Origin of the sequence: Chitinophaga caseinilytica, assembly GCF_038396765.1 — a bacterium.
Classification (GTDB): domain Bacteria; phylum Bacteroidota; class Bacteroidia; order Chitinophagales; family Chitinophagaceae; genus Chitinophaga; species Chitinophaga caseinilytica.
In genome coordinates, this window is sequence record NZ_CP150096.1 from 2,728,497 (window position 1) to 2,743,900 (window position 15,404).

At 54.7% G+C, this 15,404-nt stretch carries 16 protein-coding genes; 13 read left to right on the plus strand and 3 right to left on the minus strand.

What is annotated here, in order from left to right:
* The first annotated feature begins 88 nt into the window (after positions 1-88).
* From WJU22_RS11430 to WJU22_RS11475, 10 genes are all read left to right on the plus strand, one after another.
* Positions 89-871 (plus strand): SDR family oxidoreductase, encoded by a 783-nt coding sequence (locus WJU22_RS11430; protein ID WP_341843365.1) that lies wholly within the window; start codon positions 89-91, stop codon positions 869-871.
* A gap of 2 nt (positions 872-873) precedes the next feature.
* Complete coding sequence (locus WJU22_RS11435; RefSeq protein WP_341843366.1) at positions 874-1,620, plus strand: hypothetical protein; 747 nt, start codon at positions 874-876, stop codon at positions 1,618-1,620.
* Between the two features lie 9 nt (positions 1,621-1,629).
* Positions 1,630-2,484, plus strand: coding sequence for a fumarylacetoacetate hydrolase family protein (locus tag WJU22_RS11440; RefSeq protein WP_341843367.1), 855 nt, complete (start codon positions 1,630-1,632; stop codon positions 2,482-2,484).
* Positions 2,485-2,488: 4 nt separating this feature from the next.
* Entirely contained in the window at positions 2,489-2,818 is a 330-nt protein-coding gene (locus WJU22_RS11445) for an L-rhamnose mutarotase (protein WP_341843368.1), read from the plus strand.
* Positions 2,819-2,848: 30 nt separating this feature from the next.
* Entirely contained in the window at positions 2,849-3,679 is an 831-nt protein-coding gene (locus WJU22_RS11450; protein ID WP_341843369.1) for an amidohydrolase family protein, read from the plus strand.
* 14 nt (positions 3,680-3,693) lie between these two features.
* Entirely contained in the window at positions 3,694-4,476 is a 783-nt protein-coding gene (locus tag WJU22_RS11455) for an SDR family oxidoreductase (protein WP_341843370.1), read from the plus strand.
* Between the two features lie 35 nt (positions 4,477-4,511).
* Positions 4,512-5,822, plus strand: coding sequence for an L-fucose:H+ symporter permease (gene fucP / locus WJU22_RS11460; protein WP_341843371.1), 1,311 nt, complete (start codon positions 4,512-4,514; stop codon positions 5,820-5,822).
* A 90-nt stretch (positions 5,823-5,912) separates the two neighbouring features.
* A complete protein-coding gene (locus tag WJU22_RS11465; RefSeq protein ID WP_341843372.1) occupies positions 5,913-6,659 on the plus strand; it encodes an MbnP family protein in 747 nt (248 codons plus the stop codon).
* Complete coding sequence (locus tag WJU22_RS11470) at positions 6,656-7,699, plus strand: cytochrome-c peroxidase (protein WP_341843373.1); 1,044 nt, start codon at positions 6,656-6,658, stop codon at positions 7,697-7,699. Before WJU22_RS11465 ends, WJU22_RS11470 begins: the two co-directional genes overlap by 4 nt.
* Before the next feature lie 98 nt (positions 7,700-7,797).
* Positions 7,798-8,232 (plus strand): septal ring lytic transglycosylase RlpA family protein, encoded by a 435-nt coding sequence (locus WJU22_RS11475; RefSeq protein ID WP_341843374.1) that lies wholly within the window; start codon positions 7,798-7,800, stop codon positions 8,230-8,232.
* A gap of 135 nt (positions 8,233-8,367) precedes the next feature.
* On the opposite strand, the gene WJU22_RS11480 is transcribed toward WJU22_RS11475, so the two are convergent.
* The 3 genes from WJU22_RS11480 to glmS are packed head-to-tail and all read right to left on the minus strand — an operon-like array spanning position 8,368 to position 12,942.
* Entirely contained in the window at positions 8,368-8,940 is a 573-nt protein-coding gene (locus WJU22_RS11480; protein ID WP_341843375.1) for a DNA-3-methyladenine glycosylase I, read from the minus strand.
* Positions 8,928-11,096 carry a DUF4954 family protein gene (locus tag WJU22_RS11485; protein ID WP_341843376.1) on the minus strand — a complete coding sequence of 723 codons (2,169 nt, stop codon included), beginning with the start codon at positions 11,094-11,096 and terminating at the stop codon, positions 8,928-8,930. The genes WJU22_RS11480 and WJU22_RS11485 overlap by 13 nt, the downstream gene beginning before the upstream one ends.
* A 7-nt stretch (positions 11,097-11,103) precedes the next feature.
* A complete protein-coding gene (gene glmS / locus WJU22_RS11490) occupies positions 11,104-12,942 on the minus strand; it encodes a glutamine--fructose-6-phosphate transaminase (isomerizing) (RefSeq protein ID WP_341843377.1) in 1,839 nt (612 codons plus the stop codon).
* Between the two features lie 282 nt (positions 12,943-13,224).
* Here glmS and WJU22_RS11495 point away from each other — a divergent pair, with 282 nt between their 5' ends.
* Genes WJU22_RS11495 through WJU22_RS11505 form a run of 3 tightly spaced genes read left to right on the plus strand, consistent with a single transcriptional unit; the run spans position 13,225 to position 15,389 of the window.
* Entirely contained in the window at positions 13,225-13,704 is a 480-nt protein-coding gene (locus WJU22_RS11495) for a carboxymuconolactone decarboxylase family protein (protein ID WP_341843378.1), read from the plus strand.
* Between the two features lie 43 nt (positions 13,705-13,747).
* The gene (locus WJU22_RS11500; RefSeq protein ID WP_341843379.1) at positions 13,748-14,089 is read left to right on the plus strand and encodes a YciI family protein; all 342 of its coding nucleotides are present in this window, start codon (positions 13,748-13,750) and stop codon (positions 14,087-14,089) included.
* Between the two features lie 58 nt (positions 14,090-14,147).
* Positions 14,148-15,389 carry an RNA polymerase sigma factor gene (locus tag WJU22_RS11505; protein WP_341843380.1) on the plus strand — a complete coding sequence of 414 codons (1,242 nt, stop codon included), beginning with the start codon at positions 14,148-14,150 and terminating at the stop codon, positions 15,387-15,389.
* Positions 15,390-15,404: the final 15 nt, after the last annotated feature.

Here is a 15,404-nt window from a genome sequence, read left to right on the forward strand (position 1 = left end):
TAGTCAAGATCGTACAGAATGAGGCTAAAAAAGAATTGCTATAGCGGTATAATTTGAGGTATTTTAGAACCCTTAAATTAACACAAAGATGAGTTTGTTCCGATTAGATGGTAAAACAGCCGTGGTAACCGGCGCCGGCAGCGGCATCGGCCAGGCTGTTGCGAAGTCGTTCGCCCAGGCGGGCGCCACCGTGCATGTGCTGGAATTGAATGAAGCGGCCGGTAAGGTGACGGCCGACGAGATCGCCGCCGAAGGCGGGAAAGCCTTCGTGCACGCGGTGAACGTGGCAGATCAGGCCGCCGTGGCAACCGTAATGAATAACATCGCATCCACGGCCGGGCGGCTCGATATCCTGGTGAACTGCGCCGGCATCGCGCATGTGGGCAACCTCGAAAACACGGCCGAAGCCGATTTCGACCGCGTCTTCAACGTCAATGTAAAAGGAACATATAATTGCATGTACGCTGTGATCGGACAAATGAAGTCCCAGGGCGGCGGCGTCATCCTCAATATCGCGTCTATCGCCTCCAGCGTGGGCATCCCCGACCGTTTCGCCTATTCCATGAGCAAAGGTGCGGTGCTGACCATGACCCTTTCCACCGCGAAAGATTATCTGGGCGCGGGCATCCGCGTGAACTGCGTATCGCCTGCGCGCGTGCATACGCCGTTCGTGGACGGTTTCATCGCCAAGAACTATCCCGGCAAGGAAGCCGAGATGTTCGAAAAACTGTCGAAAACCCAGCCGATCGGAAGGATGGCCAAGCCTGTTGAAGTGGCCAATCTCGCGTTGTATCTTTGTTCCGACGAAGCCGGCTTCATCACCGGTTGCGACTACCCGATAGACGGGGGCTTTATCAAACTGAACAACTGATCATGCACAAAACCATCCCCGGGATGCTGCTCGTGCTGCTGACCGCCTGTGGCGGCCCCAGCGCTGAAGAACAGGCCCGCAAAAATTACCATGAAGGCGAAGCGCCCGTTGCGCCCGCAAAACCTGCCGGCACCCTCGAAGTGAAAATCGAGGACCGCGAAAAAGATACCTCCAAAGTCACTTTTTACTGGACGGTGGATTCGCTGAAATACGACAAAACGTTCAACGACCTCCCGCTCATGCAGAACCTCACAGACACTTCGTTGTATAAAGTACTGTGGGACGCGCCGAACAGCGTGTGGATCGGGTTCATCAAACCGAACCGCGACACCCGTTATTATCACGGCACGCAAGACGGGAAGTTGCTCCGCATCCTTTGGGTGCCCTCGCCGCCGCAGCGTATCTATCAATACATGGAGAAAGACCTCGGCCTCGGAGACGCCATCCGCAACTACGAAAAAGTGACCCGGTACGCCAAACAGGTAAAATCCGGGCAGATCATCGCCGAATTCATCGTAGACCTGCGCAACGCCACGCCCGAAAAAGTAGGCGTGTACATGGAATACGGCGGCGTTCGCCGGGAAATCGACCTGCGCACGCCGAAAGGCACCAAACCCTATATCATGGCCGTTGCCGAAGATCATTGCATCGTTGGGCTGGAGCTGGAAGACGGGGAAATGGAAGACATCTACCAGGTACGCGTCGTGAACGGCCGTATTGGATACAAACAAATGCAAACAGTTAAATAATCTAAGGATATGAAATTAATCAGGTTCGGATTGCCGGGTGAAGAGAAACCGGGTGTAGTTACAGACAACGGCATGTTTGACGTGTCCGCTTTCGGAGAAGATTTCGGAGAGCGTTTTTTTGAAACCGACGGCCTTGCCCGCTTACAGTCCTGGTGGGCTGCCAACGGCGCCGGATGCCCGTCCGTTCCCGCCGGTACCCGCCTCGGGTCCTGCGTACAGCGCCCCTCCAAGATCATCTGCATCGGCCTGAACTACGCCGACCACGCCAAAGAAACCGGCGCGGCCATCCCCACAGAACCCATCGTATTCTTCAAATCCACCTCCTCGCTCGTTGGGCCCAACGATAACCTCGTTATCCCCCGCAACAGCGTGAAAACCGACTGGGAAGTGGAACTGGCCGTAGTGATCGGCAAAAAAGCCAGCTATGTAGACGAAAGCGAAGCCATGGATTATGTGGCCGGCTACGCACTGCACAACGATTACAGCGAACGGGAATTCCAGCTGGAAAGAAACGGGCAGTGGGTGAAAGGCAAATCCAGCGACACTTTCGCGCCGCTCGGCCCCTGGATGGTTACCAAAGACGAGATCAGTGATGTAAACAACCTGCGCCTGTGGCTGACCGTAAACGGCAAAACCATGCAGGACGGGAACACGTCCAACCTCATCTTCAAACTCCCCTTCATCGTTTCGTACCTGAGCCAGTTCATGACCCTGCTCCCGGGCGACGTAATCTCTACCGGAACGCCTGCTGGCGTAGGTTTGGGCTTCAATCCCCAGATTTACCTGAAAGCCGGCGATGTGATCGAACTGGGGATCGACGGGCTGGGCACTTCCAAACAAACAGCCGAGGCCTGGAAAAAATAACGATATGAAAAGATATTGCCTGGCGCTGGACCTGAAAAACGATCCGGCGCTTATCGCAGAATACGAAGCGTACCACCGCGCCGTTTGGCCGGAAATCCTGGACAGCATCCGCGGCGCCGGCGTTACGGCCTGCGAGATCTACCGTGCGGGCAACCGTATGTTCATGATCATGGAAGTAGGGCCGGATTTCTCGTTTGAAAGGAAAGCCGCCATGGACGCGGCCAACCCGAAAGTACAGGAATGGGAAACGCTCATGTGGAATTACCAGCAATCCATCCCCGTTGCCAAACCTGGCGAGAAATGGGTGATGATGGACAAGGTTTTTTCATTGTAGAACTGATACGACCACGCCAACTACAACGTTATGACAATTGATGCACACCAGCACTTCTGGCAGTTCGATCCCGTGCGCGACGCCTGGATCACGGAAGAGATGAACGTCATCCGCCGCGATTTCCTCCCCGCCGACCTGGCACCCCTTCTCAAAGCCGCGGGCATAGACGCCTGTGTGGCCGTTCAGGCAGACCAGTCTGAAGCCGAAACGCAGTTCCTCGTGGATTGCGCCAAAGGCAGCGATATCGTGAAGGCCGTGGTAGGATGGGTAGACCTGCGCTCGCCCGATGTGGCCGAAAGGCTGGCGTTTTGGGCGGGAGAACCGCTGGTAAAGGGTTTCCGTCATATCGTTCAGGGCGAGCCGGACGACAAATTTTTGCTGCGCGAAGATTTCAATCACGGGATCGCCGCGCTGAAAAAACATGGTTTTACATACGACGTGCTCGTGTTCCCCCACCAGCTGCCCGCCGTGGAACAGTTCGTGGAGCGGCACCCCGAGCAGCCGATGGTGATCGACCATCTCGCCAAGCCCTACATCAAAAAGAAAGAAATCGGCGACTGGACCAAGCACATCCGCCGAATCGCTCGCTCGCCGCATGTGCATTGCAAGCTCAGCGGCATGGTGACCGAAGCCGATATGCAAAACTGGAAGGAAGCCGACTTCCGGCCGTACCTCGATACGGTACTGGAAGCCTTCGGGCCGGAGCGCCTCATGTATGGCTCCGACTGGCCGGTTTGCCTGCTGGCGGCTGATTACGCCCGGCAGAAAAGCATCGTCGGTAATTTCATATCGGCACTTTCTGCCAGCGAGCAACTGTGCATCATGGGCAACAACGCCGCGGCATTTTATAACATCTCTTAAATCAATACCACAAAATGAATCTCGGGTTACAGGATAAAGTAGTGATCGTAACGGGCGGCGCCAAAGGCATCGGAGCGGCCATCGCAGAACTGATCGCGCAGGAAGGCGGCATCGCCGTCATCGCCGGCAGGAGCGAAGCGGACAACGATAAAGCCGTAGACGCCATCCGCAAAGCCGGCGGCAAAGCTTTCGGCATCCGTGCGGAGCTGGGGAAAGTGGAGGATTGCAGGCACGTGATCGACACTACCGTGAAGGAATTTGGCCGGATAGACGGGCTCGTGAACAACGCCGGCGCCAACGACGGCGTAGGGCTGGAAAGCGGAAGCCCCGAGCGTTTCATGGCTTCCCTTCAGAATAACCTTTCCCATTACTACAACCTCGCGCACTTCGCGCTGCCGTACCTCAAAGCCGCCAAAGGCTCGATCCTCAACATCGGTTCGAAAGTGGCGGAAACAGGGCAGGGCAACACATCCGGCTACGCCGCGTCCAAAGGCGCGATCAATGCGCTGACGCGCGAATGGGCCGTGGAACTGCTGCAATACTCCGTACGCGTAAATACCGTAAACCCGGCCGAAGTCTGGACGCCGCTCTACGAAACCTGGATCAATTCCCTGCCCGATCCGAAAGCCAAACTGGCTTCCATCGTGGCCAACATCCCCCTGGAAAAGAGAATGACCACTTCAGAGGAAATCGCCAACATGTCGGTTTTCCTGCTGAGCGACCGCTCTTCACACACTACCGGGCAGATCATTTACGTAGACGGAGGGTATACGCATCTCGACAGATCGATCTCTTAATTCCACCGTTATATCACCAATTAAACTGACAAATTATGGCAGGAGGCGCCGCAACCACCACGCAATACACGACCGCACCGTCGGGTAACAAGGCATCGGGGTATTTATTCCCATTTATCCTGGTGACCAGTCTCTTTTTTCTCTGGGCGCTCGTGCATAACCTGAGCCCTATCCTGATCCCGCACCTGAAGAAGGCGTGTATGCTGACGGATACGCAATCGTCTTTCATCGATTCCGCGGTATTCCTCGCATATTTCCTGTTGGCCTTGCCTGCGGGTTTCTTCATGAAGCGGTTCGGCTTCAAGGCGGGTATTATCCTTGGATTGATGCTATATGCGGCGGGAGCGTTGCTCTTCATCCCAGCGGCTAATTCCGGCCAGTATGCGTTTTTCCTCATCGCGCTATTTGTAATCGCTTCCGGGCTTACTTTCTTGGAAACGGCGGCGAACCCGTACGTGACGATCCTCGGCAAGCCGGAAACGGCAACACAGCGCCTTAACCTGGCCCAGTGCTTTAATGGTTTGGGCGCTTTTGTGGCACCGATCATCGGCGCACAGTTCATTCTTTCCGGAACGGAACATACCGAAGCGGAATTGAAAGCAATGCCTGCGGCGGAATTGCAACAGTATCTGGCTGGCGAAGCCGCTACTGTGAAAATGCCTTATATGATCATCGGTATCGTAGTGATCCTCGTTGCGGTATTGTTCATTTTTACCAAACTGCCCGATATCAAAGAGGAGAAGGACGAAAAAACAACGACCGGAAATCATCCTAAGGAAGGCAGCATTTTCAAACACAAGCACCTCATTGCCGCTATCATAACACAATTCTTTTACGTAGGCGCGCAGGTAGGCGTGAGCGCATTCTTTATCCGATTCGCGAAGTTCGCCGGGCATATGCCGGAGAAAGATGCGGGATTCCTGCTGGGCGCAGTGGCCGGGCTCGGTTTTATGATCGGCCGTTTCGTAGGCACATTCCTCATGCGTTATGTCAAACCCCACACCCTGCTGGCACTCTATGCACTTATCAATGTAGTATTGGTGGGCATTGCAATGACGACAAAAGGCGACGTGGCGATCTATACCGTACTGGCGGTGCCGTTCTTCATGTCGATCATGTTCCCCACCATTTTCTCCCTCGGACTGGAAGGGCTGGAAGGTGGCCATACGAAACTGGGTTCGTCGTTACTGGTGATGTCTATCGTAGGAGGCGCCATTTTTCCTCCGGCGATGGGCCTCATTTCCGACGCTACCAGTATCCAGACGGCATACCTCATTCCCGTGGTTTGTTTCCTGGTAGTACTCTGGTTTGCCACCAAAGGATATAAACTCGGCAGGACGAATTGATTTTCAATTGATAATTAAGTCGAAAACGCTGCAAATCCACCCGGTTTTGCAGCGTTTTTTTATGTAACTTAGGGAAACACGTTTTTCCCCATGAAGCCTTGCTATCTCATTTTCACGTTGCTGATCTGTTGCATGGCCTGCAAGAAGGACCTCATCCCGAAGAAAGAGGGGAATTTCAAGCTGAATTTCGAACATAAAGTCGGCACATCGCGCCTGACACTCGGCACCACCACCTATAAAAACCCCTCCGCCGAAAGCTACACCGTCACCGCTTTCAAATACTTTATCAGCAATGTTTATCTCGTGAAGATGGATAATTCCCTCCTCCGCCTTCCCATTTCCTACCACCTGGTCGACGAAAGCAAGCCGGAGTCCAAATCCATCCTTCTCCTTGCCCCGCAGGGAGAATACCGCGCCATCGGGTTCAAATTGGGGGTAGACAGCACCCGGAATGTGAGCGGCGCGCAGACAGACGCGCTCGATCCCGTGCTGGGCATGTTCTGGAGCTGGAACAGCGGGTACATCATGGCGAAAATGGAAGGCGCATCGCCGGTTTCCGCCGCGCCCGATAAAAAGCTCACGTTCCATGTCGGCGGATTTAAAGGACAATACAACGCCGTGCAGGATATCCGCATCCAGACGCCGATCTCCATTAACGTGGGGCCCGACCGTGAACCGGCCGTCACTTTTACGACCGATCTGAACGCGTGGTTCGGCCCACCGAATATCGTTTCTTTCGCCACAACGGCCACCATCCACTCGCCCGGCGAAGCCGCCTGGAAAATTTCGGTCAATTATAAAAACATGTTCCGCATCACCAACGTCACCGACCTGTGAAAAGATACGTCGTGTATACCTGTTTCGTGATGGCGCTCATCTGGGCCTGCCGTAAATCGGGCGACAATAAGCCGCCCGCCGGGCCTACGCCGTATACGGTGACGTTGCCGGCACATTTCCCGCAGCCGGTGTACGATCTCACCCAAAATCCGCCCACGGTGGAAGGGATCGCACTGGGGCGGCGCCTGTTTTACGATCCGCGGCTTTCGCGCGATAGCACCATCTCCTGCGGGTTCTGTCATCAGCAGTTCGCCGCGTTCGCGCATTTCGACCACGCGCTAAGTCATGGTATCGACAACCGCAATGGTTTCCGGTCCGTTCCATCGCTTTTCAACCTGCTCTGGCAAAAGGATTTCATGTGGGACGGGGGCGTCAATCATCTCGACATCCAGCCGCTCACGCCCATCACCGACGCCAACGAAATGGGGGAGGACCTGGGCCGCCTTATCGCCCGGCTGAACGCGGATAAAAAGTACCGTTCGATGTTCGATGGCGCTTTCGGGCCGGGGGAAATCAATAGTCAGAAGCTGTTCCGCGCCTTGTCGCAGTTCATGGCCACCATGAATTCGTTCAACTCGAAATACGACAGCGTGCTCACCCATAAAGCGCAATTCACGCCCGACGAACAGGCCGGCTATGCCATTTTCCAGGCGAAATGCGCGTCTTGCCACAAGGAGCCGCTGTTTACCGACGGCTCTTTCCGCAATAACGGCTTGCCTTACAACGAGTTCCTCAACGATGCCGGCCGGATGCGCATCACCAACAGCACGGGCGATTACCTCAAGTTCAGGGTGCCGTCGCTCAGGAATATCATTAAAAGTCCACCGTACATGCACGACGGCCGTTTTTACGACATTTACGACGTTTTCGAGCATTACAGTTCCGGGATCGAGCAAACGCCCACCATCGACCCGATTGTGAAAAATGGCATACCTTTAAGCCAGGAAGAGCAGCGGCAGCTGTACTTTTTCCTCACCACCCTGACAGATTATACCTTTATCAATAACAAGTCGTTAAGCGAAATTTTAATTGATAATTGATTGGTTAGCAAAAAGCAAGGAATTTTAGCCCCGGTTTTAACATATCTTATTGGGTCTTTTAACGGTTTTTGGCAGCATTTTTGCCAATTCCCCACGTCATGCAAAAAAATGTATTAAAAAAAGTGTTGAAGTATGCACTGTTGATGCTGCTGCCGGTAATGGCGGGGATCGTTCCCGCTGTGGCGCAGGTGAAAACAGGTGTAGGAACGGCCAGCTATTACGCCCAGAAGTTTCACGGGCGGAAAACGGCCAGTGGAGAGATTTTTGATAACAATGGAATGACGGCGGCCCACAATACCCTTCCGCTCGGGACCCTTATCAAGGTAACGAACCTGCGGAACAACCGTTGGGTGGTGGTGCGCGTTACCGACCGGCTGCACGCGGCTAACCGCCGTATCGTGGACCTCACGCAGGCCGCCGCCAAAAAACTGGGATTCATCCACTGGGGATTGACCAAAGTGAAGGTGGAAGTAGTGACGAAAGAATTCGTGAACAGTCTTCCCATCCTCGACATGGCCATGAACCCGTCATAAACGCCTTGTATTGGAAAGCCCGTGAACGTGTAACAGAACCGTCGTCTGTTGTAACCCGCAAAACAAAACTTCGCACGTTCGCAAAAAAAATACCGGCCTTAGTGCCGGTATTTTCGTTTTCAGGAATGCGTTATCTCAGGGGTGGAATTTGAAACATCCTTTCACATGATCGTCGACCATACCGCAGGCCTGCATGTAGGCGTAGCAGATGGTGCTGCCGATGAACTTGAAGCCCCGTTTCTTGAGGTCTTTGCTCATGGCGTCCGAGACCGGTGTTTTGGCGGGCACGTCTTTCATGCTGGCGAATTTGTTGTGGATGGTTTTGCCACCTACGAACTGCCAGATGTATTTGTCGAAGCTGCCGAATTCTTTCTGAACGGCGAGGAATGCTTTCGCATTGGCGATGGTGCCCCTGATCTTCAGCTGGTTGCGGATGATGCCGGGGTTCTGCATGAGCGATTCCACTTTCTTTTCGGAATACTTCGCGATCTTTTCCGCGTCCCAGTTGTCGAAGGCTTTGCGGTAATTTTCGCGCTTGATGAGCACGGTGTACCAGCTCAGGCCGGCCTGCGCGCCTTCCAGGTTCAGCATTTCGAAAAGGTGATGATCGTCGTGGCTGGGAACGCCCCATTCTTCATCGTGGTACGCGTTGTACAGCGCGTCTGTTCCTGCCCATCCGCAGCGTTGTTTTTCTTTTACAGTTGCCATTGCTTCACTATGTCTTTTATCTGTTTCTTATAACCTTTCAATTCTTCCGCCGTTTGCTGGATGAAACTGTTGTCTTCCAGCTTGCCGACCACTTTTTCCATTTCTTCCGGACTGTCGTAGGTCATCTGGCGGAAGGGATTAAGATAATCCTTTTCGCGCGATTTGAAAATATTGTCGGTGATGGACGTCAGTGTTTCCGCGGATTCCGCGAGGAAGCTGCGCAGCGCGTCGGGCGTGAGGGCAGAAGCTTTCAATCCGTGCAGCTCCAGCAAACAGCCGAGTGCGTGGCGGAGTTTGTCTTCCTCGTACCGGTCGCCGGTTTCGCGGTAAGCATCATGCAGCGCGTCCCAGCTGGCGATTTTATTTTTACGGATGCGCTGCTTGATATCGTTCACCCGGTCTTCGGGGATGAGTTGTCCGCCCACGTTATTCCACGCCGAGCGGCGGCATTGTTTCAGGAAAGATTGCAGTTCCCCGAAATCCCTGAACCGCGCGTACTCCTTCACGAGGTTGCGCATCGCGTACAGCGTCACGAGCTTGCGGAACAGCGGGTATGCCTTGTCTACTTTCAGCAATTGCGTTTTGCGCGACGAGTTCTCGCATCCATCCGCGAGGATTTCCATCCCGGCAATTTTCGCGGGAGATTCCATCAATAACGCGCGGCCGGCTTTACGGTCTTTCCCGATCGCTTTGCCCACGGCGGTTTCGAACAGTTCCAGCGCGGTGAAGATCTCTTCCACGGAATCGGGCGCCAGGTAATCGTATTCGATGAGCTGGGTCTTGTCTGTCCGCCGGTCGCGGTCCACATATTTCCACGCGTTCCGTGCCAGGGCGTACATGTTGTGGAGGAACCAGTATCCCGGCATGATCTTCAGCATATCGTCGTGCTCGTCGTTGACCACCAGGCTGAACGGAATGGCGATGTTCAGTTCGCTCATATAGTTCCCTTTCGCGATGAGCGTAAAGGAAGCGAACATGGAATTATGTTTGAGGCTGACGCATAATCCCGGCCAGAACCCGCGCCCGGCGATGATTTCGCCATCCGCTCCGCGGGAATTGTGGTTGGAGCCGATGGTGGCGCCGGCGGCCATGTTGCTTTGCCCGAGGATGAGCGCGGCGCAGAGGAACGAGTTGTTATGGTGCTGTTCGTGTGCAGGAAAAATGAGGGAATTGAGTACTTCGCAGCAGGAAATGGTGGCGTTGTTGCCGAGGTACGAGTTGATGAGGCGCGCGCCGTATTTCAGTTGTGAGTGCGACGCCATGACGAACCTCACGGCTTTCACGCCATAGAATAGGCGGCAGCCATACCCGATAATGCCGTTCACGATCTCGCAACCTTCGCCGATCTGCGTGGGTGCCGCGGCGTTGCTGTTGACGGTCACGTTCTTGATCTTGTTGGCGCCTTTGAGATAGGCATCCGTCCCGATCTTCGTATCCTTGATGATCTTGCAGTTTTTGATGACGGAGCGGTCGCCCACTTCGCCATAATAACCGCGCCGCTTATCGAATTTCTTTTCGGTGAAGGCTTTGAACTGGTTTTGCAGGGCATCGTCTGCGCGGTTGCGCGTCCAGAGCCAGGCGTCGCCAGGGAGCATGCCGTCGAACGGCAATACGCTCCGTCCGCCGTTTTCGTTGCAGAGTTCCAGCCAGATGCGCACGCTTTCCGGCTCGCCTTCCTTCACGATGCCGTTCCCGAATTTGCTGTGGTCGGTCACGCCCATTTCGTTGACGTTGGTGATGATGACGTCGTTACCGATAATGTAATGCGACAGGGAATTCACGTTATGGATCACGACGTTGTCGCCGATGTCGCAAGACGCGATGGTGCTGTAATACAGGCCCACGGGCAGCCGCAGGTTGTGGAACTCCAGGAAGTAGGGCTCCAGTTTCCCGATTCGGACGATGCCGTAGAACTGGCAGTGCTGGACGAGCTGGGGATCGAAATCGTTGTCGACGAAAATCTGGTTCCAGTCGTCGGAGGTATTATCGTTGCGGACGAGCGTTTCGATCTCGCCGGCTTTCAGTTTGCGGTAAACATTGGAGGAGCCGCGTTGCTGGTCGCGCAGGTAATATTCATTGCGGCCTTTCGGCAGATAGGGCCCTTCTACGAACTGGTAGCCCAGCTGGCTGAGGGGTTTTTTCAGGATTTGGTTCATACGCGGATTATTCTACGGTTACGGACTTGGCGAGGTTGCGCGGCTTGTCGACGTCGTACCCTTTGCTGACGCCGATATGATAGGCGAGGAGCTGGAGGGGGATAACGGAAACGATGGGCGCCACCAGTTCGTCGGCCTCCGGCACCACGATCACGTCGTCTGCCATGGAGGGAATGGTGGCATCTCCTGCGGTGGTAACGGCGATCACCTTTCCTTTCCGCGCCTTGATCTCCTGGATGTTGGACACGATCTTTTCGTAATAGCTGTCTTTCGTGGCTACGAACACCACGGGCAGGTTTTCGTCTACCAGCGCAATGGGGCCATGTTTCATTTCCGCGGCGGGATAGCCTTCTGCGTGGATGTAGCTGATTTCCTTGAGCTTGAGCGCGCCTTCCAGGGCGATGGGGAAATTATAGCCACGGCCGAGGTATAGAAAATCGCGGGCGTCTTTATATTTCTCCGCGATGGCTTTCACCTGGTCGTTGAGCTGGAGGGAGGTGGCTACTTTTTCGGACACGTCGTTCAGTTCTTCGAGCAGATGCTGGAACCGTTGTTCGGAGATGCTGCCTTTCGCCTGCGCGATCTTGAGCGCGATCATGGTGAGCACGGCAAGCTGAGCGGTGAAGGCTTTGGTGCTGGCGACGCCGATCTCGGGGCCGGCGTGGGTATATACGCCGCCGTTACTGAGCCGGGCGATGGAAGAGCCTACCACGTTGCAGACGCCGAGGATGATGGCGCCCTTTTCCTTGGCGCTTTCCATGGCCACGAGGGTGTCTGCGGTTTCGCCGGACTGGCTCACGGCGATGATTACGTCGCCGGGGCCTACCACGGGGTTGCGGTACCTGAATTCGGAGGCGTATTCCACTTCCACGGGAATGCGGCAAAGCTCTTCGATGATGTATTCGGCCACGAGCCCTGCGTGCCAGCTGGTGCCGCAGGCAACGATGATGATGCGGCGCGCGGCGGTGAGCACGTCCAGATGCTCGCGGAGGCCGCCCAGGGTGAGGGTGCCCGATTTGGCGTCGAGGCGGCCGCGGAGACTGTCGAAAATGGTTTGCGGCTGCTCGAAGATTTCCTTGAGCATGAAATGGTCGTACCCGCCTTTTTCGATGGCCGCCAGCTCGATGTCGAGCTTCTGGATGTAGGGGGTCTGGATCTCGTTGGAAATATTTTTGAGGATGAGCTCGTCTGACCGGAGGATGGCGATCTCATAATCGTTCACATATACCACTTCTTTGGTGTATTCCACGATGGGCGATGCGTCTGACGCGAGGAAGTGCTCGCCTTTTCCGACGCCGATCACGAGGGGGCTGCCTTTCCTGGCGGCGATGAGCGTGCCGGGATTGTCTTCATCGACGATCACGATCACATACGCGCCCACCACGCGTTTCAGCGCGATGCGCACGGCTTCTTCCGTGGAGCAGTTGTTGCTTTGCTTGATTTCCCCGATGAAATGTACCAGCACTTCGGTGTCTGTGTCGCTGGAGAACTGGTGCCCTTTGTTCAGGAGCTCCTGCTTCAGCTGCATGTAGTTCTCGATGATGCCGTTGTGCACCATGGCCAGCTTGCCGTCTCCCGAAAGGTGGGGATGGGCGTTACGGTCAGACGGTTCGCCGTGCGTGGCCCAGCGCGTGTGGGCGATGGCGATATGGCTGCTGACGTCTTTCCCCGTCGCATATTCTTCCATCTCGGCCACTTTCCCTTTCTTTTTATACACTTTCAGCTTGCCGCCATTGAGCAAAGCCACCCCGGCGCTGTCATATCCGCGGTATTCCAGTCTTTTCAATCCTTTCAGAACAACGGGATATGCTTCCCGATGGCCGATGTAGGCTACGATTCCACACATTGATTTCAGTAGATTAAGAGGTTAAGTGAAAACAAAAACGGCTTCAATGTAAGATTAATCAGGCAATTAACAGCGGGCTTTATAAAAGTTTTCCGTTAATATTAATTAAATAATATATGAATAAACAATGTTAAATCAAACTGGTATGAGTGGTTTTTCCATCGGATTGTATCAGAACTTAAAAAATATTTTAAAAAGTTGTCCGGGATGTCCAATTCGGGAAAGTTCGTGCATTATTAGGGTATACGAACAGATTATTCACTGATTTAAAAATACAAAATCATGTCTCACAGATTCAATCCCATCGAAAAAGGTTTCCCGGTTACCAAGGCATTATTCAGCATGGGCGCGTACCTGCACAAGAACCCCGTTGTCGAGCAACCGCTGCTGCACCTTATTTATATGCGCGTTTCGCAGATCAACGGTTGTGCTTTTTGCCTGGACATGCATTCCAAAGACCTCCTCGCCATGGGCGAAACCGCACAGCGCCTGCTCCTGCTCGACGCCTGGCGCGAAACCGAACTGTATTCCGACCGCGAGCGCGCCGCTTTCGCCTGGGCGGAAGCCATCACCCGCCTCCAGGACCGCGAAGTGCCGGACGAAGTGTATGAAGAAGCCCGCGAGATTTTTTCCGAAGAAGAACTGACCGAACTTACCTTCGCGGCCATGGTCATCAACAGTTATAACCGTTTCAACATCGCTTTCCAGATCACCGGCGGCAACTACGTTCCCGGTATGTTCAACGCGAAAGCGGCGGTATGAACCATTAAATATTTAATTTCAAGCATCCTTTAAAATCAAACACATGAAAGACTTCGCATTATTATTCCGTCAACCTTCATATGATTACCAGCAACTCCCGGAAGCAGAACAGGCGGTGCTGATCAAAAAGTGGCAAGACTGGCTGGGCGGCATTGCCGCGCAGGGCAAACTGGTATCGCCGCCCACGCGCCTGATCCCCAACCAGGGCCGGGTATTGAAACCCGGGGGCGTGGTGACCGACGGGCCTTTCGTCGAAATCCGCGAGCGCCTCGGCGGCCTCACGGTGATCCGGGCGGCAGATCTCGACGAAGCCACCACCCTCGCACACGGTTGCCCTGCCATCGAAGTGGGCGGCAGTGTCGAGATCAGGCCGGTAATGGGTTGATGAAAATTCTTTGACACGGTTCGCCCGGGCATACGGGCGAACCGTTTATTTTGCATCCATGAACCAAGAACGCGCAACGATCGATCAGCTGTTTCAGCAGGAATTCTCCAAAATGGTGGCGGTGATCAGCCGCCAGTTCGGGCTGGAACATATCGAAACTGCGGAAGACATCGTGGGCGATACATTCCTCACCGCCGCCGAAAACTGGGCGGAGAAAGGTATCCCGGAAAACCCGGCCGCCTGGCTGTATGTGGTGGCGAAGCAGAAAACGCTGGCCATGTTCCGCCGCGGCACCACCTGGAAGGAAAAAGTGCTCCCGGCCGTGAAAGCCGGACTGGAAACGGAGGAGCCCGAAACCGACCTGGACTTTTCGGCCCAAAACATCCAGGATAGCCAATTGCGCATGATCTTCGCCATCTGCAACCCCGCCATCGCGAGCGAATCGCAGATCGGGCTGGCGTTGCGGATCCTTTGCGGGTTCGGGATCGATGAAATCGCCGCGGCGTTCCTTACCAACAAGGAAACCATCAATAAAAGGCTCTTCCGCGCGAAAGAAAAACTCCGCACGGAAAACATCCGCATGGAATTGCCGCCGGAACATTTGCTGGATGCGCGGCTCGACAATGTGCTGCACATTATCTACCTCCTTTTCAACGAAGGATATTACAGTCGCACCCAAGACACTATTCTGCAAAAAGACCTCTGTCTCGAAGCCATGCGCCTGGGCCTCCTCCTCACCGCATTCCCCGTCACGGCGCAGCCGCGCACCTTTGCGCTCATCGCGCTGATGTGTTTCCACGCTTCCCGTTTCGAAGCCCGAGAATCTGCCGCCGATACGCTGGTGCTCTACGATGAGCAGGACGAAAACCTCTGGGACCGCGAGCTGGTCCAACAGGGGATGCACTTCCTGGGGCTTTCGGCCACGGGCAGCATGCTCAGCTCCTATCACCTCGAAGCCCGCATCGCTTTCCTGCACTGCCGCAAGGAAGATACGCCGGAGAAATGGCTGGAGATCCTGGCCATGTACAACGAGCTGCTCATCATCAACTATTCCCCCAGCGCCGCGCTCAACCGCACTTTCGCGCTGTACAAAGCACATGGGGCAGATATCGCGCTGGCGGAAGCGGAAAAGCTCCAGCTCACCGAAAACCACTTTTACTGGATGTTGCTGGGTGAATTGACGCGCCATTCCCATCCCGCGAAAGCGGCCGCGCATTACCAACAGGCATACGATCTGGCGAAAACGGCGGCGGAGAAGGAAGGGATTTTGCGTGTGCAACGTTCGCTGCATCTGGGTTGAACGAATAGGGGTGAA

Excerpts from the sequence above, each read along its gene's own strand:
- WJU22_RS11430 (WP_341843365.1), top strand. The coding sequence starts at position 89 with ATGAGTTTGTTCCGATTAGATGGTAAAACAGCCGTGGTAACCGGCGCC.
- WJU22_RS11435 (WP_341843366.1), top strand. The coding sequence starts at position 874 with ATGCACAAAACCATCCCCGGGATGCTGCTCGTGCTGCTGACCGCCTGT.
- WJU22_RS11440 (WP_341843367.1), top strand. The coding sequence starts at position 1,630 with ATGAAATTAATCAGGTTCGGATTGCCGGGTGAAGAGAAACCGGGTGTA.
- WJU22_RS11445 (WP_341843368.1), top strand. The coding sequence starts at position 2,489 with ATGAAAAGATATTGCCTGGCGCTGGACCTGAAAAACGATCCGGCGCTT.
- WJU22_RS11450 (WP_341843369.1), top strand. The coding sequence starts at position 2,849 with ATGACAATTGATGCACACCAGCACTTCTGGCAGTTCGATCCCGTGCGC.
- WJU22_RS11455 (WP_341843370.1), top strand. The coding sequence starts at position 3,694 with ATGAATCTCGGGTTACAGGATAAAGTAGTGATCGTAACGGGCGGCGCC.
- fucP (WP_341843371.1), top strand. The coding sequence starts at position 4,512 with ATGGCAGGAGGCGCCGCAACCACCACGCAATACACGACCGCACCGTCG.
- WJU22_RS11465 (WP_341843372.1), top strand. The coding sequence starts at position 5,913 with ATGAAGCCTTGCTATCTCATTTTCACGTTGCTGATCTGTTGCATGGCC.
- WJU22_RS11475 (WP_341843374.1), top strand. The coding sequence starts at position 7,798 with ATGCAAAAAAATGTATTAAAAAAAGTGTTGAAGTATGCACTGTTGATG.
- WJU22_RS11480 (WP_341843375.1), bottom strand. The coding sequence starts at position 8,940 with ATGGCAACTGTAAAAGAAAAACAACGCTGCGGATGGGCAGGAACAGAC.
- WJU22_RS11485 (WP_341843376.1), bottom strand. The coding sequence starts at position 11,096 with ATGAACCAAATCCTGAAAAAACCCCTCAGCCAGCTGGGCTACCAGTTC.
- glmS (WP_341843377.1), bottom strand. The coding sequence starts at position 12,942 with ATGTGTGGAATCGTAGCCTACATCGGCCATCGGGAAGCATATCCCGTT.
- WJU22_RS11495 (WP_341843378.1), top strand. The coding sequence starts at position 13,225 with ATGTCTCACAGATTCAATCCCATCGAAAAAGGTTTCCCGGTTACCAAG.
- WJU22_RS11500 (WP_341843379.1), top strand. The coding sequence starts at position 13,748 with ATGAAAGACTTCGCATTATTATTCCGTCAACCTTCATATGATTACCAG.
- WJU22_RS11505 (WP_341843380.1), top strand. The coding sequence starts at position 14,148 with ATGAACCAAGAACGCGCAACGATCGATCAGCTGTTTCAGCAGGAATTC.